This window comes from Coleofasciculus sp. H7-2 (assembly GCF_042747725.1).
Lineage (GTDB): Bacteria > Cyanobacteriota > Cyanobacteriia > Cyanobacteriales > FACHB-T130 > FACHB-T130.
In genome coordinates, this window is sequence record NZ_JBHZGO010000105.1 from 1 (window position 1) to 20,060 (window position 20,060).

A 20,060-nucleotide genomic window follows, 5' to 3' on the forward strand; every position below is an offset into this window, starting at 1 on the left:
TGTCAGCTTTTAGAACAGCTATATCCTATCGGTTTGTCCGTTGGCTTCAGGAGAATACTGACGTATTTGCCTTACACCTAGCCCATTTAGGGCTTGTTTGGGCTTGAACAAAGTTCAAGTCCCGTTACCACCTGCATATCCGGGTTGTCGCGACAATTCATTTCGCAGTTTTGAAAGCAGTTGAGTCAGCTGCCGCTCAACGTTGTACTGCCCATACAGTCGGGTGATTAAAGTGTTTAAAACGGGTTTAACAATTTGTTGAATCTGGATTTCTCTGATGTAATCTTTGCCCTGAGGCTTGAGCAATGCGTGGCTGTGCAGGATGGAAATAATGGGTGTCCGGTTTTCTGCTAACAATTCCCCATTTCCGACTTCCAACTGTTGAATTTCTTCACAGACTTGTGCAATCAATCGCTCAGTGATGTACTCCATCACCACAGGTTGCTGAGTATAACTGCCCGACTGCTTTTCGATCAGCGATCGCCAACTCAGCGACCCCAACGCTTCCAGTAGGTCTGCACGAGCAACGGTGGGAACGATATCATCTGCCAATTCCGAGAAGGTTGTCCATTCCCGATTAATGGCAAGCCAAAACAAGATTGTTTTTTCTAGGGGAGAGCAACGCTGACACTGCTGATCTAGCAGTCTGTGAATCCCATTAAAAATCGTGGTATTTTGAGCGAGAAAATCTTGAATCTTGCCATCAAAAACATCTTGAATTGAAGTGGCAACAATCTTCAATGCCAAAGGATTACAGCCGTAGAACTGACACAAATGCTGTTGCTGTGCCTCAGAACCAATCAATCCTTTTGCTTGAATTAATGCTTGAGCTGCCTCTGGTGAGCCGCTCAGTTGCAAGGTTCGCACAGGTAGTGAATTACCATCAACTACGCCTTCTAATATGCCCACCTCAGCAGGTTTCTCCCGACTGGTCAGCACCAGGCAGCTTTGATGGGCTGTTTCTGCGATCGCACGCAGCAGTTCCCCGTAGCCTTCATAGCCAGCACAATACTGCCCCGGACAATTCACCTGAAAAAGGGTTTCTGCATTGTCTAGAATTATCAGGCAACGAGAATTCCGCAGCCAATATATCAGTCGTTCAATTCCACCTTCCGTCTCCTGCCGATCCGATAGAAAAGAGATCGAATCGTGCAAAAGAGTTTCTAGCGTAGGAGCATTCCGTAGCGATCGCCAAATTACAAAGTCAAACTCTCCCTGGATTTCCGGCGCTAGTTTGGCGGACAAGGCAGTTTTCCCAATTCCCCCCATGCCTAATAAGACAACTAGCCGACAGCGATACTGTAAAATCCACTGCTTGAGCGTGTTTAGCTCTTCTGTCCGTCCGTAAAACAAGCTAACATCGATGATTTCACCCCAGTCGCAACGAGGTGCGGGGGAGTTTTGAGTGGGTGTATTTAATTCAGAATTTACATCCAGTAACTTAGAATTATTTTGCCGACTTCTTATCCCTTCAGAATCTTCATTGAGCAGGCGATCGTAGAGGTCGCGGGTAATCGAGCTGGGATCGATTCCTAACTCTTCCCGTAAAAGAGTCATGCAGCGGTGGTAGATTCGCAAAGCACTAGCGCGATCGCCATTGAGCGCGTGCAGCTGCATCAAGTCACCATAGGTTGCTTCGTTGAGCGAGTCAACTTCTAACAACTGCTGGGCATAGCGCATCGCCGCACGGATATCTCGCTGCTCCTTTAACAGGCGAACCAACCATTTCAAGACCTGGATAAAAATTTGTCGCAGTCGTTCCTGTTCCGGAAAAATCCATTCGTCGTAACAGTTGGGCAGCAAATCCCCCTGATAGAGGGCTACCGCCTGCTCTAACAAGGTTCGGACGGTTTTCCGGTCAGCCGCTCGTTCTGCCTCCTCCGAAGCGTGCAACCACCCGCTCAAACTGTGCAACATCCAACGTAAAAGGTGCATCTGAGCGCCACTGTAGCGTTTTTGGATCAACTTCAATGAATCGATCCGCGTCAGGCAAAACCCGCCGTAAGTGGTGCAGTTCCCTTCTCAGGTTCGTTCGAGCTTGCTCGTCTGTTGAGTCAGCCCAAAAGAGGGAAGCCAGCCGCTGACGAGGCTGAGGCGTGCCGCTGTGCAGCACCAGATATGCCAGCAACGATTGCGATCGCTCCGCGCTCACGTCTGTCAGCGGCTTTTCGCCATAAGTCAGGCGAAAGCCACCCAGCAATATGACCTGTAAAGTAGACAGCATCATATTTTTACTCTGCCCGTACATGGTAGCCAGTCTATAACTTTTAGCCGTTTACCGATAGCCGCTGGCGAACCGACAGGTCGGCGCAACGCGCGATCGCGGTTAATACTTATCAACTTATAACTGCTATTCGTAAGTATTATAAGAAATAAATTATTAAATTCTAATAACAAGCCGTTTGGCTCAGTGTGGTGTTAGACTCCAACTTTTCTGGAACGGAAGTCGGATCGTGGATTTATTAACCTCCGATTTCTTGCGTAGGGGCATCGCACAGAAAAAGCCCCTACAGAACGTGAATGAGTGTAAGTTGTTTAATCCATGTTCCTATAGCAATCCTATTGGGAGCATCTTGTTTTTGCAAATATACACCCACAGGCTAGAAGCCTGGGGCTAGAAGAACGAAGCCTGCCTTCACCGGCTAATATAAAGCCTGCTCTCGTCAGGCTTTGTTTGTTTAGCCGCGAATGCGAGTCGTCGGACATTTTTACTTTATTTCATTTATTTATTACCAATTCCAGTAATTTCAGTAACTAACTCTGAGGCTCTATATAATAAAGATTTTTCAACATCAACGCTATAGTTTGGATGATTGATAATTGCATTCACGACTTCTCCCAAATCAGCATTACCTTTCCTCGCTCCCAGTCCATTAATCGAGCATTCAATTTGCCTGACACCCCAACTGAGAGCTGCGATTGAATTCTCCACCGCTAATCCCAAATCATCATGACAGTGGACAGAAATCGTAGCGCGATCGATATTCGACACCCGATTAAAGAGCATATTAAGCAACCCTGAAAATTCTATTGGCGACGATAAACCAAGACTGTCAGGGATACTGATTGTTCTTGCACCGCTTTTGATGGCTGTTTCAATTGCTTTGCAAAGAAAATCTGGCTGGCTTCGAGGAGCATCAAAGGCACTCCACTCCACATCTGCACAGTAGTTTCTAGCAAGTCCAATACAATCGTGTATCGTTTCTAGGATTTGTTCTTCAGCCCACTTTGATTGATGCTTCAAATTAACCAACGTGTAGATGTGAATTCTGCCTCGTACCGCTGGTTTAATTGCTAAAGCAACGTCCATCACTTCATCCGGTTTAGAATTTGCCAATCCGCAAATAGTTAACTGTTTGATTTGCTTGGAGATCGTGAAAATTTCATCAAAATCTTTCTTAATAGCCCCTGGATATCCCACTTCAATTACATCAACCCGCATCTCCTCTAGAAGCTTTGCAAGACGGACTTTTTGATGAATATCCATTTTGACACCGGGCGCAAGTTCTCCATCTCGCATTGTGGTGTCGAAGATGACGATTTTTGGTAAAGATGGTTGTGCCATAGCAGGTTTCTTCTATACATTTTTAGGTAAGCAGTTAGTAATTTTGAACAATCATTTGCTGCCAATCACTTTTCAAGATGCCGTATTGTTCGATGTCTTCAAATGTTTCCCACTTCCGTAAATGTTGACGGCGATATCCCTCATGCAGCATCCCAATTTTTTGCATGACTCGTCCCGAACCTGGATTGTAAAGTCCCGTACCTGCACCTAAATCGAGAACGTTCAGGGATGCTGTGCGGTCGAATGGGATCGCCTGAATGGCTGTTTGGTAAAAGTCATCAAAACATGGAATCAGGGTACCCCGGAGCTTGTCGTACTCAGTTGCTGCTGTGTTAAATGCCTGTTGAAGACTCATATCCTTGACGTTTACTTGATTGTTCCTGATACCATTTCACTTGATGTCTGCAACGGATTCGTCTGTTGCGCCCCTCAAAAGCCAGTCATCGATCGGGATACAAGCCAATGAGCAGGCGCAAAATGGTAGCCAGCCGATTAAGCTAATTTTATGGGTGTTAAAACATTTGCAATTTTGATTGTGGCAACGCTGGGAATCTGGGAAACAAGAGGAGCGATCGCATCCTCCCAACCCCCTGCCCAGACGATTTCGGGCGATATGGCGGCATCGGCACCCATTGATGCCGCGACTCTACCCGTAACGCAGGTGACGCCAGGATTGGCTCAGAGAGCCTATCCAATTCCTGTTGTTGAATATGATGCCAAATACGGTGATTATCTGCCACCGACGATACCGCCAGCGTCCAGTCCGGAGGGCGTCCAGACTGCTGAGGTTGCCTCCAAAATTGTCAAAGATGTGCAGATCCGCTTTGTCAATCGCAAAGGTGAGTCAGTCGATGACCAAAATCGACCGATACCCAGTCGCACCCAAAGAGATTTTATTATTGGTGAACTGAAACTCAAGCCTGGTGAGGTATTTCGTGAGGATTTGCTTCAGGAAGACTTGCAGCGATTGCGGCGATTAGAGTCTTTTGATGATGTCAATGTTTCTGTGCAGGAAGCCACCGACGGGGTTAACATCATCTACGACATCAAGGAGAGTCGCTTCCCTTCTATTACATTAGGGGGTGGCAATAGCGGCGATATCGGGCTTTACGGTTCGGTAAGCTATCGAGACGCCAATATCAATGGTGTCAACGATCGCTTAGCTGCCAAACTTCAAGTGAGCGGCAAGGATGTCCAATTTAATACCCAGTTTACCAGCCCTTATCGTGCTGGCGAACCAGACCGCTTGGGGTATAGCGTTAGAGCGTTTCGCAGTCGGGATTATTCCCGCACCTTCACCGACGAAGTCGAGTTGCCCAACGGGGACAGTACGCGGGAGGGACGATTTGGCGGTGGTGTGGCGGTGTTGCGGTCTTTTAATGATTGGGATGGATCGTTGGGTTTGAACTACACCCGAATTAGTACCCGCGATGCTGATTTCAATATTGCACGGGTGGATGAATTGGGGAATCCGCTATCTGTCAGCAAAACTGGCATTGATGATTTGGTGACGGTGTCGTTAGGCGTGGCGAGAGATCGGCGCGATCGCCGTTCCAATCCGACTCAGGGTTCGCTGCTAACCCTGACCACGGAACAGTCGATTCCGATTGGATTGGGCAGTATTTTGAGTAACCGAGTGCGAGCAAATTACATCCAATATGTCCCAGTCGGCTGGATAGGCAAGGGTAGGGACACCAAAAATCCAGAAATGTTGGCAATAAATTTGCAAGCTGGTACGATACTTGGCGAATTTCCTCCGACTGAGGCGTTTAATCTTGGCGGATTCAATTCTGTGCGCGGCTATGGATCTGGTAAAGTCGCTAGCGGTCGCAGTTATGCTTTGGCTTCCATAGAATATCGCTTCCCGATTTTGCAGTGGCTGGGAGGGGTTGTCTTTGCTGACTACGGCTCAGATTTGGGGTCTGGTAATACGGTGCTTGGACAACCGGGTTTGCTGCGCGGTAAACCGGGGACTGGTTTTGGTTACGGGTTAGGATTGCGGGTCAAGTCCCCGTTTGGTTTAATTCGCGGCGATTTAGGCATTAGCGACCAGGGAGAAGTCCGATTTGAACTAACCACGGGTCAGCGCTTTTGATGGAAAGGGGATGTTTGGGCGATAGCGAAGCGCTTCAAAAAGTCAGTTCGCTCTGGGTTGGTTATAGCACCGTCAGAAACTATGCTCTCTCTTCAGGAATGGCAATGGTTGACTTCACTGCGATTCACAAGCTAGTTCGCACGTTCGATATTTTGATTGAGGACTTGGTTGAGATTTTGGAGGAGTAAGCGATCGCTTTTTTAGATGAAAAGACGAAGAGGCGATCGCTTTGTACACTTCTACCAAACGCTATTATCATAATTTAGATTATTTTGCAAAGGGTTTCCTAGCTACAAACAAGTAGTTTTGACAGATCAGAGAGAAGGGATATGCCAAAATGTCATCTAGGAAATCCCAAATCCATGCCAGCAGTTGAGAATTCCTGACTGCTTTTGGAAATATGCCCCACATATTTCTGGGTAGAAAACCATAACGCTGGACTTCTAGAACCTCAAATCCACTTTCTTGGCAAAGAGTTTTGATTGACTGGCGAGTATAACGATATTGATGATGGTATTTGTTAGGCAAGCGGGAAGCGATCGCTTCAATCAAACTAAACTTATTGGGAAAATGGTAACAAATAAAAAAGCCACCAGGTTGGAGCAAGCGGAATATTTCCCTTAAGCTGGTAATTTCATTTCCTCCAGTCTCTCTGACATGTTCTAAAACCCCTACAGAGACGATTGCATTGAATTTATTATCTGAATAGGAAATGACTGTTGGCTCTTCAGCACTCCCTTTCCTAAATTCATAAGTTGAGCTGTTTAGAGTTTTACGAAGGCAAAAGTCCTCAAAGGCAAATCCAGAGGTTTTATAGCCAGCCTTTACCAGGAAATAAGAAAAATGACCGTTTCCGCACCCCCAATCTAATACTTCACTTCCTTTGATAACATATTTTAAAAAAATTTTATATAGCTGAAGATATTGATTAGCGCTGATTAAGCTTCTAAATTGCCATAAACTGCAATTCCTATTTTGCTCTTGAATTTTTATTAATTGATGGGTGATACTATTGATGTTTAAATTACTCACACTTGCTACAGTTTTATTAAAAATTTTAGATAAAATATTTTACGATTTCCAAGAAAACTAAGCGTTAAACCAACGCCAGCTCATAAGCTACATTTAACAGCAGTATTTCATTTAGAATTTTAGATAGTTTTCTAAAAAAATCCCCTACCCGAAGGCAGGGGATTTTCTTTTAATTACCTACAATGCTAGTTTCAGCCAGATTAACCGAATTTACCAGCAGTGGAAGCAATCAGGAAGGCGGCGTAGGTCAAGACATAGCCAACTGTGAAGTGAGCTAGACCAACCAAGCGACCTTGGACGATGGACATAGCAACCGGCTTGTCCTTCCAGCGAACTAAGTTCGCCAGCGGAGTGCGCTCGTGTGCCCAGACAAGGGTTTCGATCAACTCTTGCCAGTAACCACGCCAGCTGATGAGGAACATGAAGCCAGTGGCCCAAACTAGGTGTCCGAACAGGAACATCCAGTCCCAAACCGCCAGGTTATTCATGCCGTAGGGGTTATACCCGTTGATCAACTGAGCGGAGTACAGCCAGAGGTAGTCGCGCAGCCAGCCCATGAGGTAAGTAGAAGACTCATTGAACTGTGCCACGTTGCCTTGCCAAATCCCCAGATGCTTCCAGTGCCAGTAGAAGGTTACCCAACCAATGGTGTTCAGCATCCAGAACGCGGCGAGGTAGAAGGAATCCCACGCGGAGATGTCGCAGGTACCGCCACGACCGGGACCGTCGCAAGGGAAGGCGTAGCCGAAGTCCTTTTTATCGGGCATCAGCTTGGAGCCACGAGCATCCAACGCACCCTTGACCAAAACCAGGGTGGTGGTGTGGATGGCGAGGGCGAATGCGTGGTGAACCAAGAAATCGCCAGGGCCAATTGTCAAAAACAGAGAGTTGGTGCCGTTGTTGATGGCATCGAGCCAGCCAGGTAGCCAAGCAGCACCAGCGGTGGAAGCCACACTGTCAGGGTTAGACAGTAGAGTGTCCAAGCCGTACAGCACCTTACCGTGAGAAGCCTGAATGAACTGGGCAAATACCGGCTCAATCAGAATTTGCTTTTCGGGAGTCCCGAAGGCAACCACAACATCATTGTGGACGTACAGACCCAGGGTGTGGAAGCCCAGGAATAGGGAGACCCAGCTCAGGTGCGAGATGATCGCTTCTTTGTGCTGGAGTACCCGATCGAGGACGTTACCTCTGTTCTGTTCTGGGTCGTAGTCCCGCACCCAGAAGATTCCTGCGTGGGCGAACGCTCCCAGCATCAGGAAACCAGCAATGTACTGGTGGTGTGTGTAGAGCGATGCTTGAGTTGTGAAGTCCTTCCCGATGAAAGCATAGGGAGGCATCGCATACATATGCTGCGCTACCAGGGAAGTAGCAGTTCCCAGAGCTGCCAGGTGTATAGACAACTGGAAGTGCAGAGAGTTGTTATAGGTGTCGTACAACCCTTGGTGAGGCAGGTTGAATTGACCTTCAGTCTTGGTGCCAAAGAAGTTTTTGGCGTTCAGCATATCTCTGATGCTGTGACCAATGCCGAAGTTAGTCCGGTACATGTGACCGGCGATGATGAAGATGACTGCGATCGCCAAGTGGTGATGAGCCATATCCGTCAGCCACAGCGATTGTGTCTGGGGATGGAAGCCACCCAAGAACGTTAGAATCGCTGTTCCGGCACCTTGAGCGGTACCGAACACATGACCAGGAGCCTCTGGGTTCTCAGCGTAGACACCCCAGTTGCCGGTGAAGAACGGCCCCAAGCCTGCTGGGTGAGGCAGCGTTGTCAGGAAGTTATCCCAACCTACGTGCTGACCGCGAGATTCGGGGATAGCAACGTGAATCAGGTGACCTGTCCAAGCCAAAGAGCTAACGCCAAACAGACCTGCCAGATGGTGGTTCAGCCGAGGCTCGGCACTCTTGAACCAAGACAGGCTGGGACTGAACTTGGGCTGTAGGTGCAGCCAGCCTGCAAACAAGAAGATTGCAGACAGCACGATCAGGAACACTGCACCTTGGTACAGGTCATTATTCGACCGCATACCGATGGTGTACCACCAGTGGTAGACACCTGAGTAGGCAATATTCACTGGAAAGGTCGCACCACCTTGGGTAAAGGCATCTACTGCCGGTTGACCAAAGTGGGGGTCCCAAATCGCGTGAGCGATGGGACGCACATTCAACGGATCTTTAATCCACTGTTCAAAATTACCTTGCCAGGCGACGTGGAACAGGAGGCTAGAGGCCCACAGGAAGATAATTGCCACATGACCGAAGTGAGTAGCGAAAATCTTTTGATAAAGATTTTCTTCCGTCATGCCATCATGGCTTTCAAAGTCGTGAGCCGTTGCAATCCCGTACCAGATCCGACGTGTAGTCGGGTCCTGAGCGAGGTCTTGGCTAAATTTGGGAAATTTTGTCGCCATAGTCTCCTCAATTATCAGTGCTGAGTGCTGAGGACCCAGAGCATCTTACTCCTTACTCAGCACTCGTTACTCAGGCTTAAATCATCCTATTGAAAGGATTCGCGCCTCGAAGAACGCCCAGATCGTGACGATCGCTCCCAGGAGGAAGTGAGCCACCCCAACGGCCCGACCCTGAATGATGCTCAGAGCGCGAGGCTGAATAGAAGGGGCAACCTTCAACTTATTGTGAGCCCAAACAATCGACTCAATCAACTCCTGCCAGTAGCCACGACCGCTGAATAGGAACATCAGGCTGAAGGCCCACACAAAGTGAGCGCCCAGGAACAGCAGACCGTAGGCTGAGAGGGCTGTACCGTAAGACTGAATCACTTGAGCAGCTTGTGCCCATTGAAAATCACGCAACCAGCCATTGATGGTGATGGCACTCATCGCAAAGTTGCCTGCGGTGATATGGTCCACCGTGCCATCAGTATTGACTGTGCCCCACACATCGGATTGCATTTTCCAGCTGAAGTGGTAAACCGCGATCGCAATAGTGTTGAACATCCAGAACAGACCCAAGAACACATGGTCCCAACCAGAAACTTGGCAGGTACCGCCACGACCGGGGCCGTCACAAGGGAAGCGGAAGCCCAGATTCATCTTGTCTGGAATCAGACGAGAGCTACGGGCAAACAAGAAGCCTTTCAGCAGAATCAGAACGGTGACGTGAATTTGGAAAGCGTGAATATGGTGGATCATGAAGTCCGCCGTACCCAGCGCGATTGGCATCATCGCCACTTTGCCGCCTACAGCAACGATACCGCCACCGAAGGCATAGCTTACTGGTTCTAGCGCGTTAGGTGCTGTGCCACCAGGAGCCAGAGTGTGCAGGTTTTGCACCCACTGAGCAAACACCGGCTGCAACTGAATCGCCGTATCCGAGAACATATCTTGGGGGCGACCCAAAGCACTCATCGTGTCGTTGTGGATGTACAAGCCAAAGCTGTGGAAGCCCAGGAAGATACAAACCCAGTTGAGGTGGGAAATAATTGCATCCCGGTGACGAATCACCCGATCCAGCACGTTGTTCTGGTTCACCACCGGATCGTAATCCCGCACCATGAAGATGGTAGCGTGAGCCGCTCCGCCAACGATACAGAATGCCCCAATCCACATGTGGTGGGTGAATATGGACAACTGAGTCGCGTAGTCAGTGGCAAGGTACGGATACGGAGGCATCGCGTACATATGGTGAGCCACGATGATGGTCACAGAACCCAGCATGGCAAGGTTGGTTCCCAACTGCGCGTGCCAGGATGTGGTCATGTTTTCATAGAGACCCTTATGACCGTCACCCGTGAAGGGACCTTTGTGGTTCTCTAGAATTTCCTTAATGCTGTGACCAATCCCCCAGTTCGTCCGATACATATGACCGGCGATCAGGAAGAGTACTGCCAAGGCTAGGTGATGGTGTGCCGTATCTGACAGCCACAATCCGCCCGTCTGGGGATTTAAACCGCCTTTGAACGTCAGGAAGTCAGCATACTGGCCCCAATTCAAAGTCCAGAATGGCGTCAACCCTTGGTTAAAGCTGGGATACAGTTGGGCCATCAAGTCACGGTTCAAGATGAACTCGTGAGGCAGCGGAATATCTTTGATGGCGACTCCCGCATCCAGCAGCTTGTTGGTGGGCAGTGCCACATGAATTTGGTGAGCGGCCCAAGACAAGCACCCCAGACCCAGCAACCCAGCTAGGTGGTGGTTTAGCATCGACTCCACATTCTGGAACCATTCCAGTTTGGGAGCCCGCTTGTGATAGTGGAACCAGCCAGCAAACAGCATCAGAGCTGCTGCTACCAAGCCACCGATGGCAGTGCAGTACAGCTGGAATGTGTTTGTGAAGCCAGCTGCCCGCCAAACCTGGAACAAGCCGGAGGTGATTTGAATCCCGTGGAAGCCACCGCCCACATCGGCATTCAAAATATCTTGACCGACGATAGGCCAAACGACTTGAGCGCTAGGCTTGACGCCTAAAGGATTAGCTAGCCAAGCTTCGTAGTTTGAAAACTTAGCGCCATGAAAATACATACCGCTTAGCCAGATGAAGACCACGGCTAAGTGACCAAAGTGCGCGGCAAAAATTTTCCGAGATACGTCTTCTAAGTCACTGGTATGACTATCGAAATCATGCGAGAGGGCGTGAAGGTTCCAAATCCACGAGGTGGTTTTTGGACCTCTAGCAAGGGTGCGGTCAAAATGACCCGGCTGCGACCACTTCTCAAATGAAGTGGGCACTGGATCGTTATCGACGACAACCCTTACTTTTTTCTCCTCTCGCTCCGGAGGACTGATTGTCATGAGGACTCTCCTCTCTCTAGACAAGGAACGAGTTCTGTCCCATTGAAAATTGATTTTAATGGGTAGGAAAGCTGGCTCTTGAAGAACTACTTTCCCCAATTTATGGAATACCCGTTTTAAAGGGTTCGCTGAGAGGGAAGGGTTGCAAAACCACACCCTCTATCTTTGTAGATAATAGGACTAGGTTTACTGGGTATTTCGAGCCACTTAACAATAATTCAAATTTGGTCAAGTATTGATGCAACTTAGCTTGCACCCCCATATTTGGTGTTAAAAAGTCAAGAGGGATTAAATTTAGTTAATAAAACGCAACTATTAGCTCATTTAAAACCCGTGTCTTCTGGGTTGTCAGAGCCTGAAATTCATGGCATTTCGAGCGGGGTAGTTGATGCTTTTGGGCTATAGTTCCCTATGGACAGGTCTTGATCTTTAATGTTGGTCGCGGAAGGAGTAGGAGTGCGTGTTGGGCATGAATCGCCGGTGGAACCCTGTGAGAACGCTAGTTTCGTTGCTGATGGCAACTGTTTTGGTGGGGAGTTTAGTCGGTTGTGGCGATCGCGCCCTGACGACGCCATCAGGTACCTCCAAACCCTCATCTTCCCTAGGTGGGCAAATCTCAGAGGTATCTCCCCCTGAGGTCATTCAACAGCTGCGCCCAGCTTTGGAGAGTTATCAGCCTCAAGTCGCCATCCTCAGTCCCCAAACTGATGAAGTTCTTCAAGCCACAACAGTGGCAGTGCGACTCCAAGTTCGGGATCTGCCAATCTTCAAAGACCCCCAACTCGGTCTTGGTCCGCATTTACACGTCATCCTCGACAACCAGCCTTACAAAGCCATTTATGACTTAGAACAGCCCCTAGTCTTTGAAGATTTAGCTCCCGGAACTCATACCCTGCGAGTCTTTGCCTCCCGTCCCTGGCATGAGAGCTTCAAAAACGAAGGCGCTTACGCCCAAACAACCTTTCACCTTTTCACCAAAACAACGGACAACAACCCCGATCCAGGGCAGCCCCTGTTGACCTATAGCCGCCCCACGGGCAGCTATGGAGCCGAGCCAATCATGCTTGACTTCTACCTGACTAACGCCCCCCTGCACTTGGTCGCCCAGTCCAATCCCGACGACGAAATTGCCGATTGGCGAGTTCGCGTCACCGTAAACGGTCAAAGCTTTGTCATGGACAGGTGGCAACCCCTTTATCTCAAAGGCTTTAACTCAGGGAAGAACTGGGTACAACTGGAATTTCTAGATGAACAGGGAAATCCAGTCACAAACGTCTTCAACAACACTGTGCGGCTGATTACCTACGAACCGAAAGGCAAAGATACCCTTGCCAAACTGGTACGAGGGGAACTCTCAGCGATCGCTGCTGGCCCGATTGTAAACCCCAACTACAGTGGGAAGACGCCAGTGCCGACTGCAACCCCTGAGCCATCTGTCACGCCGACACCCGAACCGTTAGAGCCTCCTGTCGTTGAAGAAACACCAGCACCGCAGCTGGGTAAAGAAGAACCGACGCCCTCTGAAGTTGAGCCAGCAAAGCCATCTGAGGCACCCCCAGCGGCAAAGCAGTTAGAAAAACCCCAAGGCGGATTCTTCAATCGTTTCCGGCGTCCAGAGACTCCTGTTAGCCCACCGCCTGCACTGCCAGTGCCTGAGGCAGTTGAGGAGCCTTCTCCCTTACCCACACCCCCAGAAAACATTCCTAAACCAGGGACTTTACCAGAGATAACACCAAGTCCAGAAGCAAGTCCAGAAGTAGAAACGGCTCCATCTACACCCCCAGCGCCTCCAGCGGCAAAACAGTTAGAAAAACCCAAAGGCGGATTCTTCAATCGCTTCCGGCGTCCAGATGCAGGTGTTGCTACTCCTACGCCCAATTTACCGCCCACCTTACCGGAGATAGTCCCATCTCCAACGCCAGAAGAGCCGCAGTCAGCACCTTCTCAACCAGAGAGTTCACTACAACCACTGCCTTCGCCTCAGCCGACAGCTTCTGTAAAGCAGAAGACTGAACAGACAACCCAATCGGCTCAATCATCCCCAACCTCCGCTCAAGCAAAACCAAAAGTCGATTTCAATGACCTATTGATTCCTAAACCTGCTGCGGCTCCACCGCTGCGGATTATCCAAGCTCCATCTGAGCCAGATATCCCTAGCAGTTTCTTCCAAAAATCAAAACCAGCAGCACCCGAGCCAGAAGCTCCAGCCGAGGAAAATACAGAGGATGAGCTAGGGGAAGCCGCTACGCCTTAACGCTCTCAGGACTTACGCAACATCACTACATCTGAGGGCAACCACAGGGGGATTGAACCCGAAAAAACGCTATATGTATAAGCTTTGCGTAAGTCCTGGCTCTGTTCCCATCGTGGTCAGTGAAAAAGGAGACATCATGACGCCCCGTGTTAGAGCGCCAGAATTTCCTCAGAACCAAACCTGGTTGAATACAGATCGTCCCCTTTCCCTAAGGGAATTAAAAGGGCGAGTGGTAATTCTTGACTTTTGGACGTATTGCTGTATCAACTGCCTGCACGTCTTGCCAAAGTTGAAGTACCTGGAGCAGAAATACAAAAACAGCCTCACCGTGATTGGCGTCCACTCCGCCAAATTTGACAACGAAAAAGACGTGGAAAACATCCGTCAGGCAGTTTTGCGCTACGACATTGAGCATCCAGTCGTCGTTGATAGCAATTTTGCGATTTGGAGCCAGTATGCCGTCCGTGCATGGCCCACCTTGATGATGATTGACCCAGAAGGTTACGTCATCGGCTATGTATCTGGCGAAGGAAATCGGGATGTCGTAGACGAGCTGATTTTGCAGCTGATTCAACAACACAAAGAGCGAGGAACGATTAATTTTCAAGAACTCAGCCTTACTTTAGAAAAACAGCGGCAACCACTGGCAACGCCGCTGGCTTTTCCCGGTAAAGTGTTAGCGGATGCAACAAGCGATCGCCTCTTCATCGCCGACTCCGGACATCACCGGATTATTGTCACTACCCTTGCCGGTAAAGTGCTACAGATCATTGGTACTGGCAAACAAGGCTTAACCGATGGTTTCTTCACAAACGCTCAGTTTTTTGCACCCCAAGGCATGACACTCGACGCAGAAAATGAAATTCTTTACGTTGCCGATACCGAAAATCATGCCCTGCGACAGATTGACCTAAAGAGTCAAAAGGTAGAAACAATTGCCGGTACTGGCGAACAAAGCGATCGCATTCGTCCCTACAGAGGTACAGCACGAGAAACTCCGCTCAATTCCCCTTGGGATTTAGAAAAAGTAGGAAATCGCCTGTTTATCGCGATGGCGGGACCCCACCAAATCTGGGAAATGCAGATGGAAACTGGCATCGTTGGCACCTACGCAGGGATTGGTGCAGAATCATGCGTCGATGGAAATCTTGACGAATCTGCTTTTTCCCAACCCAGCGGCATTACCACCGACGGACAAGAGTTATACGTTGCTGACAGCGAAATTAGCTCAATTCGTGGCGTCGGACTGGGTGAAAAGGCTCAGGTGCGGACGGTATGCGGCAGTGGTGAGCTATTTGGGTTTGGAGATATTGATGGTGAAGGCTTTGAGGTGCGACTCCAGCATTGTTTAGGCGTTGAATACGCCCAAAATTACCTCTGGGTTGCTGATAGCTACAACCACAAAATTAAGCGAGTTGACCCTAAGACTGGCATTTGTCAGACGGTTTTGGGGGATGGGACAGCAGGAAACCAAGATGGTCAAGGCACCAGCACCCGATTTTTTGAGCCATCAGGACTGAGTGCGATTGGTTCTCATTTGTACATTGCCGATACCAATAACCACGCTATCCGTCGTGTCGATGTCGCCACGCTGGAAGTAACAACCTTGAAGTTTGCGGGGTTGTGTGCGCCAGACGTATGTATTCCTACCGCTGATTAAAATAAGCGGCAAGAAACTGGGTGCATCTTATTTAGATTTTGGATTTCTGATTTTGGATTGTAGAAGACTTGCGGCTCGCGCGTCTTGTCAGTAGCCACTTCCAGCAATTTATTTATGGCGACCTTACAGGTGAAATAGTATTACACGACACTAGCGTGCCTCTACTCAGTAATCTACAGCCCCAAGTACCTGTAAGACTCTCTCAATATTATCCAAATCCCCCACAATTCGTCGGACAGGTTCGGGCCAAACTCTAACAAGGGTGGGTGTAGCAGAGATATGATTTGACTCCGCCTGCTCTGGATGTTTGAAGATGTCAATCACTTTCAAAGTGTAAGGATGACCGAGAGACTGCTCTAACAACTGATGCAAGCTTTGGAGAGTGTGTTCCGTGGCTCTATTATGACCGGAAACGAACAGGCGTAGGACGTACCCAGGAGTTGCAACTGGGCGGAATGAAGGCTGGAAACCCGTGCGTTCCAAGCGCACAATTAAATCGTGATTTTCCCAAAGTTGGGAAAATTGGTGACGATAAGTTTCTAATACAATGGGATCGCCTAATTCTGGGGGCCAAGGAGCAACTTGCCAGTTTTGCAAGTTGGGATTCTGGAAAATCCTATTCAGCAATGCCTGATGCCGTCGCACCGGCAGATAAACCTCAGCCGCAATCCGTAACTGCTGGGTGTAAGGATCGAGCCACCGATCGATCGTAGCGGTATACGCTGGCACTAAAAAATGGGGAGGTTCTGGTAATCCCAGCATTTCTTGAAGTCCAGCACACAGATGTAGGTGCCAGTGGCTCTGCTTATTGGGGTCAATGCAATAAATTAAGTCTCCCCCTGGCGTAAACAGGGCAATACCTTTAAAGAGCTGGGGGATGGAGAGAGGATCTTGAGTCAAGAAAAAGCGCCAAAATAATAAAAATGAAAGAAGAAACCCTTCTTCCATTTTTAATTTTTAATTTTACATTTTTAATTGTTACACCCGACCTCGGAGAAACTGAGCCATCTCGTTCGGAGTGGGTGACATTTCCAGAGCAGTCTCTTCGGTGATTCGACCCTCATGGTAGAGTTCGAGGAGGGCTTTGTTCATCGTCATCATGCCGTCAAAACTGGAGCCTAGCATGATTCCCGTAATGTCTTCGTACTTACCCTCCTTGATGTAGTCCTTGATTGCTTCCGTATTGATCAGGATGTCGTGGAAAGCCGCACGCTTGCCATCGGTAGTTTTGCACAATCCTTGGGAAATGATTGCGACCAGAGATTCAGCGATCGCTATTTTCATCGAATGCTGCTCCTCTGCTGAGTAGAGGTTGAGAATCCGCTCAATCGTTTTCACAGCGCTATTGGTGTGCAGCGTCCCCATCACCAAGTGACCCGTTTGAGCCGCTTTGAGCGCAGTGTTGACAGTTTCTTTATCCCGCATTTCCCCGACCAGAATCAAATCGGGATCTTCCCGCAACGCGGCTTTTAGGGCGTTGTCAAACTTCAAAGTGTTCAACCCCACTTCTCGGTGCTTAATCAGCGACTTGCGACTGGTATGAACAAACTCAATCGGGTCTTCAATCGTGATGATGTGCTTCGCCATCTCCTTATTGATGTAGTCAATCATGGCAGCCATCGTGGTAGATTTACCCGACCCCGTGGGACCTGTGACCAAAACTAATCCCTTATGGTAATGGGAAATATCCTTGAACACCTCTGGCAACCGCAGCTGCTCCAAAGTCAGGATATTGTTCGGGATCAATCGCATCACCATTGATGGGCCGCGCATCGAACCAAACACATTGATCCGGGCGCGGGAGAATTCATACTGCGTAACGCCGTCAAAGTCTAAGCGCTCTTCAAATTCCCGAATCTGGGCGTCAGTCATCACCTCTCGCAACCAGCTCATGAATGTCGCTTCATCCGTCTGCGGATAATCGGTCATCTCCATGTCGCCCCGTTTGCGGTAGCGCGGAATTTCACCGACACCCGCATGAATGTCGGAAATTCCGTTTTCATGGGCTTTTACGACGATTTCCTTTAACGTGGGCTGTCCGGGACTAGGGCCTGCTCCCCTTGCAGGCGTCCGAGCCACCACAGTTGTTGCCGTTGCTGAGGTTGCCGAGGCAGCTGCGGCAGGGGATCGAACTCCTGTCCCAGCTGCTGGGGGAGCCGCTTTCGGTGGAGGAGGCAAAGCTGCCCCTGCATGGGGGGGAGGTGGCGCAGTCATCTGCATCGTTTGCATGGGCTGCTGCTGAGTAGAAAAGGTGGCAGCATCCCTACCAGGAGGTCGCATTCCTGGCGGGGGTGGGGGGGGAACGCGGGGTGGAGGCGGTGGTGACATGGGCGGACGCTGCGGTTCTGTCATCTTTCAACTACCACTGATGGGAAATTTGTAGGAATCGTTACCAAAAAAGCTAAGGATAGCTCGCGAATACGTTCTTCTAAGGCACGAAGCGATTCGGTGGAACACTCCACAGCTTTTTTTTGGGGAGCGTTAAAAACTCCTATTGCTAGTTTTCCCAAAACTTTTGGTTCGCTAACATTCAGCGCCAAAAATTCTCTGACCGGCTCAAAACAGCAGCATCGGCAACTCAGCAGTCTGTTCGCGGTTTACCTGTTAAAGCTAGATGAGCTGAATTATGAGAACACCTGTTAAAAGTTATAAGATATGTTAAGCATACTGAGATCGACTTTGGTTGTTTCCCTCTGCCACTGGTTGGGCGGCAAAATTGCTCTATCGGTGGAAAAGACTGAAACCCAAAACCTCTTCAAATTTCTATCTTTTGGATGATGGTCGTTTTCTAGGGCAGTCTACTATAGAACATCAGGAAAAATTTCGCATCCATAAATGTTCGGGATTGACTGTAAATTTTGATTAAGAACGGCTCATCTAAAGAAAAGGATTAACTATACTGATTTTCACTTAGTCGATGCCTAGGGATCGATTAAAAGTCATTTTCTGCATATAAATTTGTTGTTTGACTATCTGGAGAAAGGATCGTGCAATTAAGTCAAAATCAAGGTTTGGCAAAGGTTTATTCATTGTCTATGGTCAAGAGCTTTTTGATCTGGACTTTTACTCTAGGGGTTTGCTTGCTGGTGGTGGGTTTCCCCTTAGTTGTTTTGATGGTTACGGTAGGAGCTTTGTTAGCGATCGCTTTACAATCTGTGCTGCCAGTTAGCGCAGTTTTGTTGGTCGCCGGAGCCTTAATTGGCGGGAATATTTTGGCAGTTGTCGCCGGTGCGGCATTGCTAACCCTGAAGGGTGTTAATCCCCAAGAAGTCCGTTGGTTGCACTGGCTGCATGGTGAAGCCAATCCTTTACATACCTCTGTCTATGCAGCTTGCCCATTAACCTGCGATCTAGATTCTTGAATAACCTGTGAACGCTTTTATTAAGTTAGTTTCTTGTCTGCAAGAGTTCTGCGACCCGGCACCTGCCGGGTCTTTTCGTAGGAAAATGGCAAGCGTAGGATGGGAATGGAAGCGCTTGCCCGACAGGTCGGCGCAACGCGCGATCGCGCCGTGCCTCTAGCATGGCGATCGCCAGCCACCCGATTATTCCCAATTAAGCTAAATTTCCATGCCGCCATCTCCTATCAAAGTTTGCATCACACTGGGAACCCGTCCGGAAGCCATTAAGTTAGCACCCGTTATCCAAGAGTTTCAGCGATCGCTGACTTTTCAAACTCACGTAATTTTGACGGGTCAGCATCGAGAGATGGTCGAGCAAGTCATGCAGCTATTTGGGCTGAATGCCGACCAAGATTTAGAAATTATGCAACATCAACAAACTCTGACAGATATTACTTGTCGGAGTTTGCGAGGACTGGAAACTGTATTTGAGCAGTTACAGCCTCATTTGGTGTTAGTTCAAGGAGATACAACCACAGCCTTTGCAGCAGCTTTGGCAGCGTTTTATCAAAAAATTCCTGTCGGTCATGTGGAAGCGGGATTACGCACCGACGAGCTTTTTAATCCTTACCCGGAAGAAGCCAATCGGCGATTAATTTCTCAGCTGACTCAGCTGCATTTTGCCCCCACAACCCTAGCGGTAGAAAATCTGCAACGTTCTGGAGTCACTGGCGAAGTTCACCACACTGGCAATACAGTCATTGATGCTTTACTAACCGTGGCGAAAAGTCAGCCGGATTGTCCGATTCCCGGTTTGGACTGGAGTGGATATCGCACGCTGCTGGCAACAGTCCACCGACGCGAGAACTGGGGAGAACCCCTGCGGGGAATTGCTGAGGGATTTCTGCAAATATTAGATAAATTTCCGGATACAGCCTTACTGTTGCCGCTACATCGCAATCCCACCGTGCGAGAACCGCTACAAGAACTTCTCGGTAATCATCCCAGAATTTTCTTAACAGAACCTTTAGATTATGCCGAACTGGTGGGGGCGATTCAACGCTGTTATTTGCTGTTGACCGATTCCGGAGGATTGCAGGAGGAAGCACCGAGTTTGGGGAAGCCGGTACTGGTGTTGCGCGAAACCACCGAACGACCAGAGGCGGTAGCAGCGGGAACTGCAAAATTGGTGGGAACTGACCCCAATCAAATTGTTGCCGCCGCAACAGAACTGCTAAGCGATCGCAGTGCTTATCAAGCGATGGCAACGGCAATTAATCCATTTGGCGATGGTCGCTCCGCCCAACGAATATTGCAAGTTGTTGAGAAATATTTCCAAAGCTGTTAACAATTCCCTAA

Annotated in this window: 16 protein-coding genes; 6 read left to right on the top strand and 10 right to left on the bottom strand. The window is 48.9% G+C overall.

Going from position 1 to position 20,060, the window contains the following annotated elements; translation table 11 throughout:
• Positions 1-114: 114 nt before the first annotated feature.
• The 4 genes from ACFW2W_RS22080 to ACFW2W_RS22095 form a co-directional block, all read right to left on the bottom strand.
• Positions 115-1,935: a BTAD domain-containing putative transcriptional regulator gene (locus ACFW2W_RS22080; RefSeq protein ID WP_378183335.1), complete on the bottom strand. Its 1,821-nt coding sequence runs from the start codon at positions 1,933-1,935 to the stop codon at positions 115-117.
• Positions 1,859-2,227, bottom strand: a complete 369-nt coding sequence (locus ACFW2W_RS22085; RefSeq protein WP_378183338.1) for a hypothetical protein — start codon at positions 2,225-2,227, stop codon at positions 1,859-1,861. Before ACFW2W_RS22085 ends, ACFW2W_RS22080 begins: the two co-directional genes overlap by 77 nt.
• A 495-nt stretch (positions 2,228-2,722) precedes the next feature.
• Positions 2,723-3,565: a 2-isopropylmalate synthase gene (locus ACFW2W_RS22090; protein WP_378183341.1), complete on the bottom strand. Its 843-nt coding sequence runs from the start codon at positions 3,563-3,565 to the stop codon at positions 2,723-2,725.
• 34 nt (positions 3,566-3,599) lie between these two features.
• On the bottom strand, positions 3,600-3,920 hold the full coding sequence (locus tag ACFW2W_RS22095) for a hypothetical protein (RefSeq protein ID WP_378183344.1): 321 nt from the start codon (positions 3,918-3,920) through the stop codon (positions 3,600-3,602).
• A 150-nt stretch (positions 3,921-4,070) separates the two neighbouring features.
• Here ACFW2W_RS22095 and ACFW2W_RS22100 point away from each other — a divergent pair, with 150 nt between their 5' ends.
• Positions 4,071-5,660: a BamA/TamA family outer membrane protein gene (locus ACFW2W_RS22100; RefSeq protein ID WP_378183347.1), complete on the top strand. Its 1,590-nt coding sequence runs from the start codon at positions 4,071-4,073 to the stop codon at positions 5,658-5,660.
• A gap of 14 nt (positions 5,661-5,674) precedes the next feature.
• Complete coding sequence (locus ACFW2W_RS22105; RefSeq protein ID WP_378183350.1) at positions 5,675-5,848, top strand: hypothetical protein; 174 nt, start codon at positions 5,675-5,677, stop codon at positions 5,846-5,848.
• Positions 5,849-5,927: 79 nt separating this feature from the next.
• On the opposite strand, the gene ACFW2W_RS22110 is transcribed toward ACFW2W_RS22105, so the two are convergent.
• The 3 genes from ACFW2W_RS22110 to psaA form a co-directional block, all read right to left on the bottom strand.
• Positions 5,928-6,692: a class I SAM-dependent methyltransferase gene (locus ACFW2W_RS22110; protein WP_378183353.1), complete on the bottom strand. Its 765-nt coding sequence runs from the start codon at positions 6,690-6,692 to the stop codon at positions 5,928-5,930.
• A gap of 200 nt (positions 6,693-6,892) precedes the next feature.
• Positions 6,893-9,106: a photosystem I core protein PsaB gene (gene psaB, locus ACFW2W_RS22115; RefSeq protein ID WP_378183356.1), complete on the bottom strand. Its 2,214-nt coding sequence runs from the start codon at positions 9,104-9,106 to the stop codon at positions 6,893-6,895.
• An 81-nt stretch (positions 9,107-9,187) separates the two neighbouring features.
• Complete coding sequence (gene psaA / locus ACFW2W_RS22120) at positions 9,188-11,446, bottom strand: photosystem I core protein PsaA (RefSeq protein ID WP_378183359.1); 2,259 nt, start codon at positions 11,444-11,446, stop codon at positions 9,188-9,190.
• Between the two features lie 469 nt (positions 11,447-11,915).
• Between psaA and ACFW2W_RS22125 the strand changes: the two genes are divergently transcribed.
• Together ACFW2W_RS22125 and ACFW2W_RS22130 are read left to right on the top strand one after the other, a co-directional pair.
• Entirely contained in the window at positions 11,916-13,700 is a 1,785-nt protein-coding gene (locus ACFW2W_RS22125) for a hypothetical protein (RefSeq protein ID WP_378184017.1), read from the top strand.
• A 136-nt stretch (positions 13,701-13,836) separates the two neighbouring features.
• Positions 13,837-15,360 (top strand): thioredoxin-like domain-containing protein, encoded by a 1,524-nt coding sequence (locus ACFW2W_RS22130; RefSeq protein ID WP_378184019.1) that lies wholly within the window; start codon positions 13,837-13,839, stop codon positions 15,358-15,360.
• Positions 15,361-15,525: 165 nt separating this feature from the next.
• Here ACFW2W_RS22130 and ACFW2W_RS22135 read toward each other — a convergent pair whose 3' ends face one another.
• Both ACFW2W_RS22135 and ACFW2W_RS22140 read right to left on the bottom strand, forming a co-directional pair.
• Positions 15,526-16,308 carry a circadian clock KaiB family protein gene (locus ACFW2W_RS22135; protein ID WP_378183362.1) on the bottom strand — a complete coding sequence of 261 codons (783 nt, stop codon included), beginning with the start codon at positions 16,306-16,308 and terminating at the stop codon, positions 15,526-15,528.
• 30 nt (positions 16,309-16,338) lie between these two features.
• On the bottom strand, positions 16,339-17,712 hold the full coding sequence (locus ACFW2W_RS22140) for a type IV pilus twitching motility protein PilT (protein WP_378183365.1): 1,374 nt from the start codon (positions 17,710-17,712) through the stop codon (positions 16,339-16,341).
• A 683-nt stretch (positions 17,713-18,395) separates the two neighbouring features.
• On the opposite strand from ACFW2W_RS22140, the gene ACFW2W_RS22145 reads away from it, so the two are divergent.
• Positions 18,396-18,722, top strand: a complete 327-nt coding sequence (locus ACFW2W_RS22145; protein ID WP_199292176.1) for a hypothetical protein — start codon at positions 18,396-18,398, stop codon at positions 18,720-18,722.
• Positions 18,723-18,742: 20 nt separating this feature from the next.
• Here ACFW2W_RS22145 and ACFW2W_RS22150 read toward each other — a convergent pair whose 3' ends face one another.
• On the bottom strand, positions 18,743-18,940 hold the full coding sequence (locus ACFW2W_RS22150; protein WP_378183368.1) for a hypothetical protein: 198 nt from the start codon (positions 18,938-18,940) through the stop codon (positions 18,743-18,745).
• Between ACFW2W_RS22150 and wecB the strand changes: the two genes are divergently transcribed.
• The gene (wecB, locus tag ACFW2W_RS22155; protein ID WP_378183371.1) at positions 18,931-20,049 is read left to right on the top strand and encodes a non-hydrolyzing UDP-N-acetylglucosamine 2-epimerase; all 1,119 of its coding nucleotides are present in this window, start codon (positions 18,931-18,933) and stop codon (positions 20,047-20,049) included. The two genes, ACFW2W_RS22150 and wecB, sit on opposite strands and share 10 nt — an antisense overlap.
• The last annotated feature ends 11 nt before the right edge of the window (positions 20,050-20,060 follow it).

Excerpts from the sequence above, each read along its gene's own strand:
- ACFW2W_RS22080 (WP_378183335.1), bottom strand. The coding sequence starts at position 1,935 with ATGCACCTTTTACGTTGGATGTTGCACAGTTTGAGCGGGTGGTTGCAC.
- ACFW2W_RS22085 (WP_378183338.1), bottom strand. The coding sequence starts at position 2,227 with ATGATGCTGTCTACTTTACAGGTCATATTGCTGGGTGGCTTTCGCCTG.
- ACFW2W_RS22090 (WP_378183341.1), bottom strand. The coding sequence starts at position 3,565 with ATGGCACAACCATCTTTACCAAAAATCGTCATCTTCGACACCACAATG.
- ACFW2W_RS22095 (WP_378183344.1), bottom strand. The coding sequence starts at position 3,920 with ATGAGTCTTCAACAGGCATTTAACACAGCAGCAACTGAGTACGACAAG.
- ACFW2W_RS22100 (WP_378183347.1), top strand. The coding sequence starts at position 4,071 with ATGGGTGTTAAAACATTTGCAATTTTGATTGTGGCAACGCTGGGAATC.
- psaB (WP_378183356.1), bottom strand. The coding sequence starts at position 9,106 with ATGGCGACAAAATTTCCCAAATTTAGCCAAGACCTCGCTCAGGACCCG.
- psaA (WP_378183359.1), bottom strand. The coding sequence starts at position 11,446 with ATGACAATCAGTCCTCCGGAGCGAGAGGAGAAAAAAGTAAGGGTTGTC.
- ACFW2W_RS22125 (WP_378184017.1), top strand. The coding sequence starts at position 11,916 with ATGAATCGCCGGTGGAACCCTGTGAGAACGCTAGTTTCGTTGCTGATG.
- ACFW2W_RS22130 (WP_378184019.1), top strand. The coding sequence starts at position 13,837 with ATGACGCCCCGTGTTAGAGCGCCAGAATTTCCTCAGAACCAAACCTGG.
- ACFW2W_RS22135 (WP_378183362.1), bottom strand. The coding sequence starts at position 16,308 with ATGGAAGAAGGGTTTCTTCTTTCATTTTTATTATTTTGGCGCTTTTTC.
- ACFW2W_RS22140 (WP_378183365.1), bottom strand. The coding sequence starts at position 17,712 with ATGACAGAACCGCAGCGTCCGCCCATGTCACCACCGCCTCCACCCCGC.
- ACFW2W_RS22145 (WP_199292176.1), top strand. The coding sequence starts at position 18,396 with ATGGTCAAGAGCTTTTTGATCTGGACTTTTACTCTAGGGGTTTGCTTG.
- wecB (WP_378183371.1), top strand. The coding sequence starts at position 18,931 with ATGCCGCCATCTCCTATCAAAGTTTGCATCACACTGGGAACCCGTCCG.
- ACFW2W_RS22150 (WP_378183368.1), bottom strand. The coding sequence starts at position 18,940 with ATGGCGGCATGGAAATTTAGCTTAATTGGGAATAATCGGGTGGCTGGC.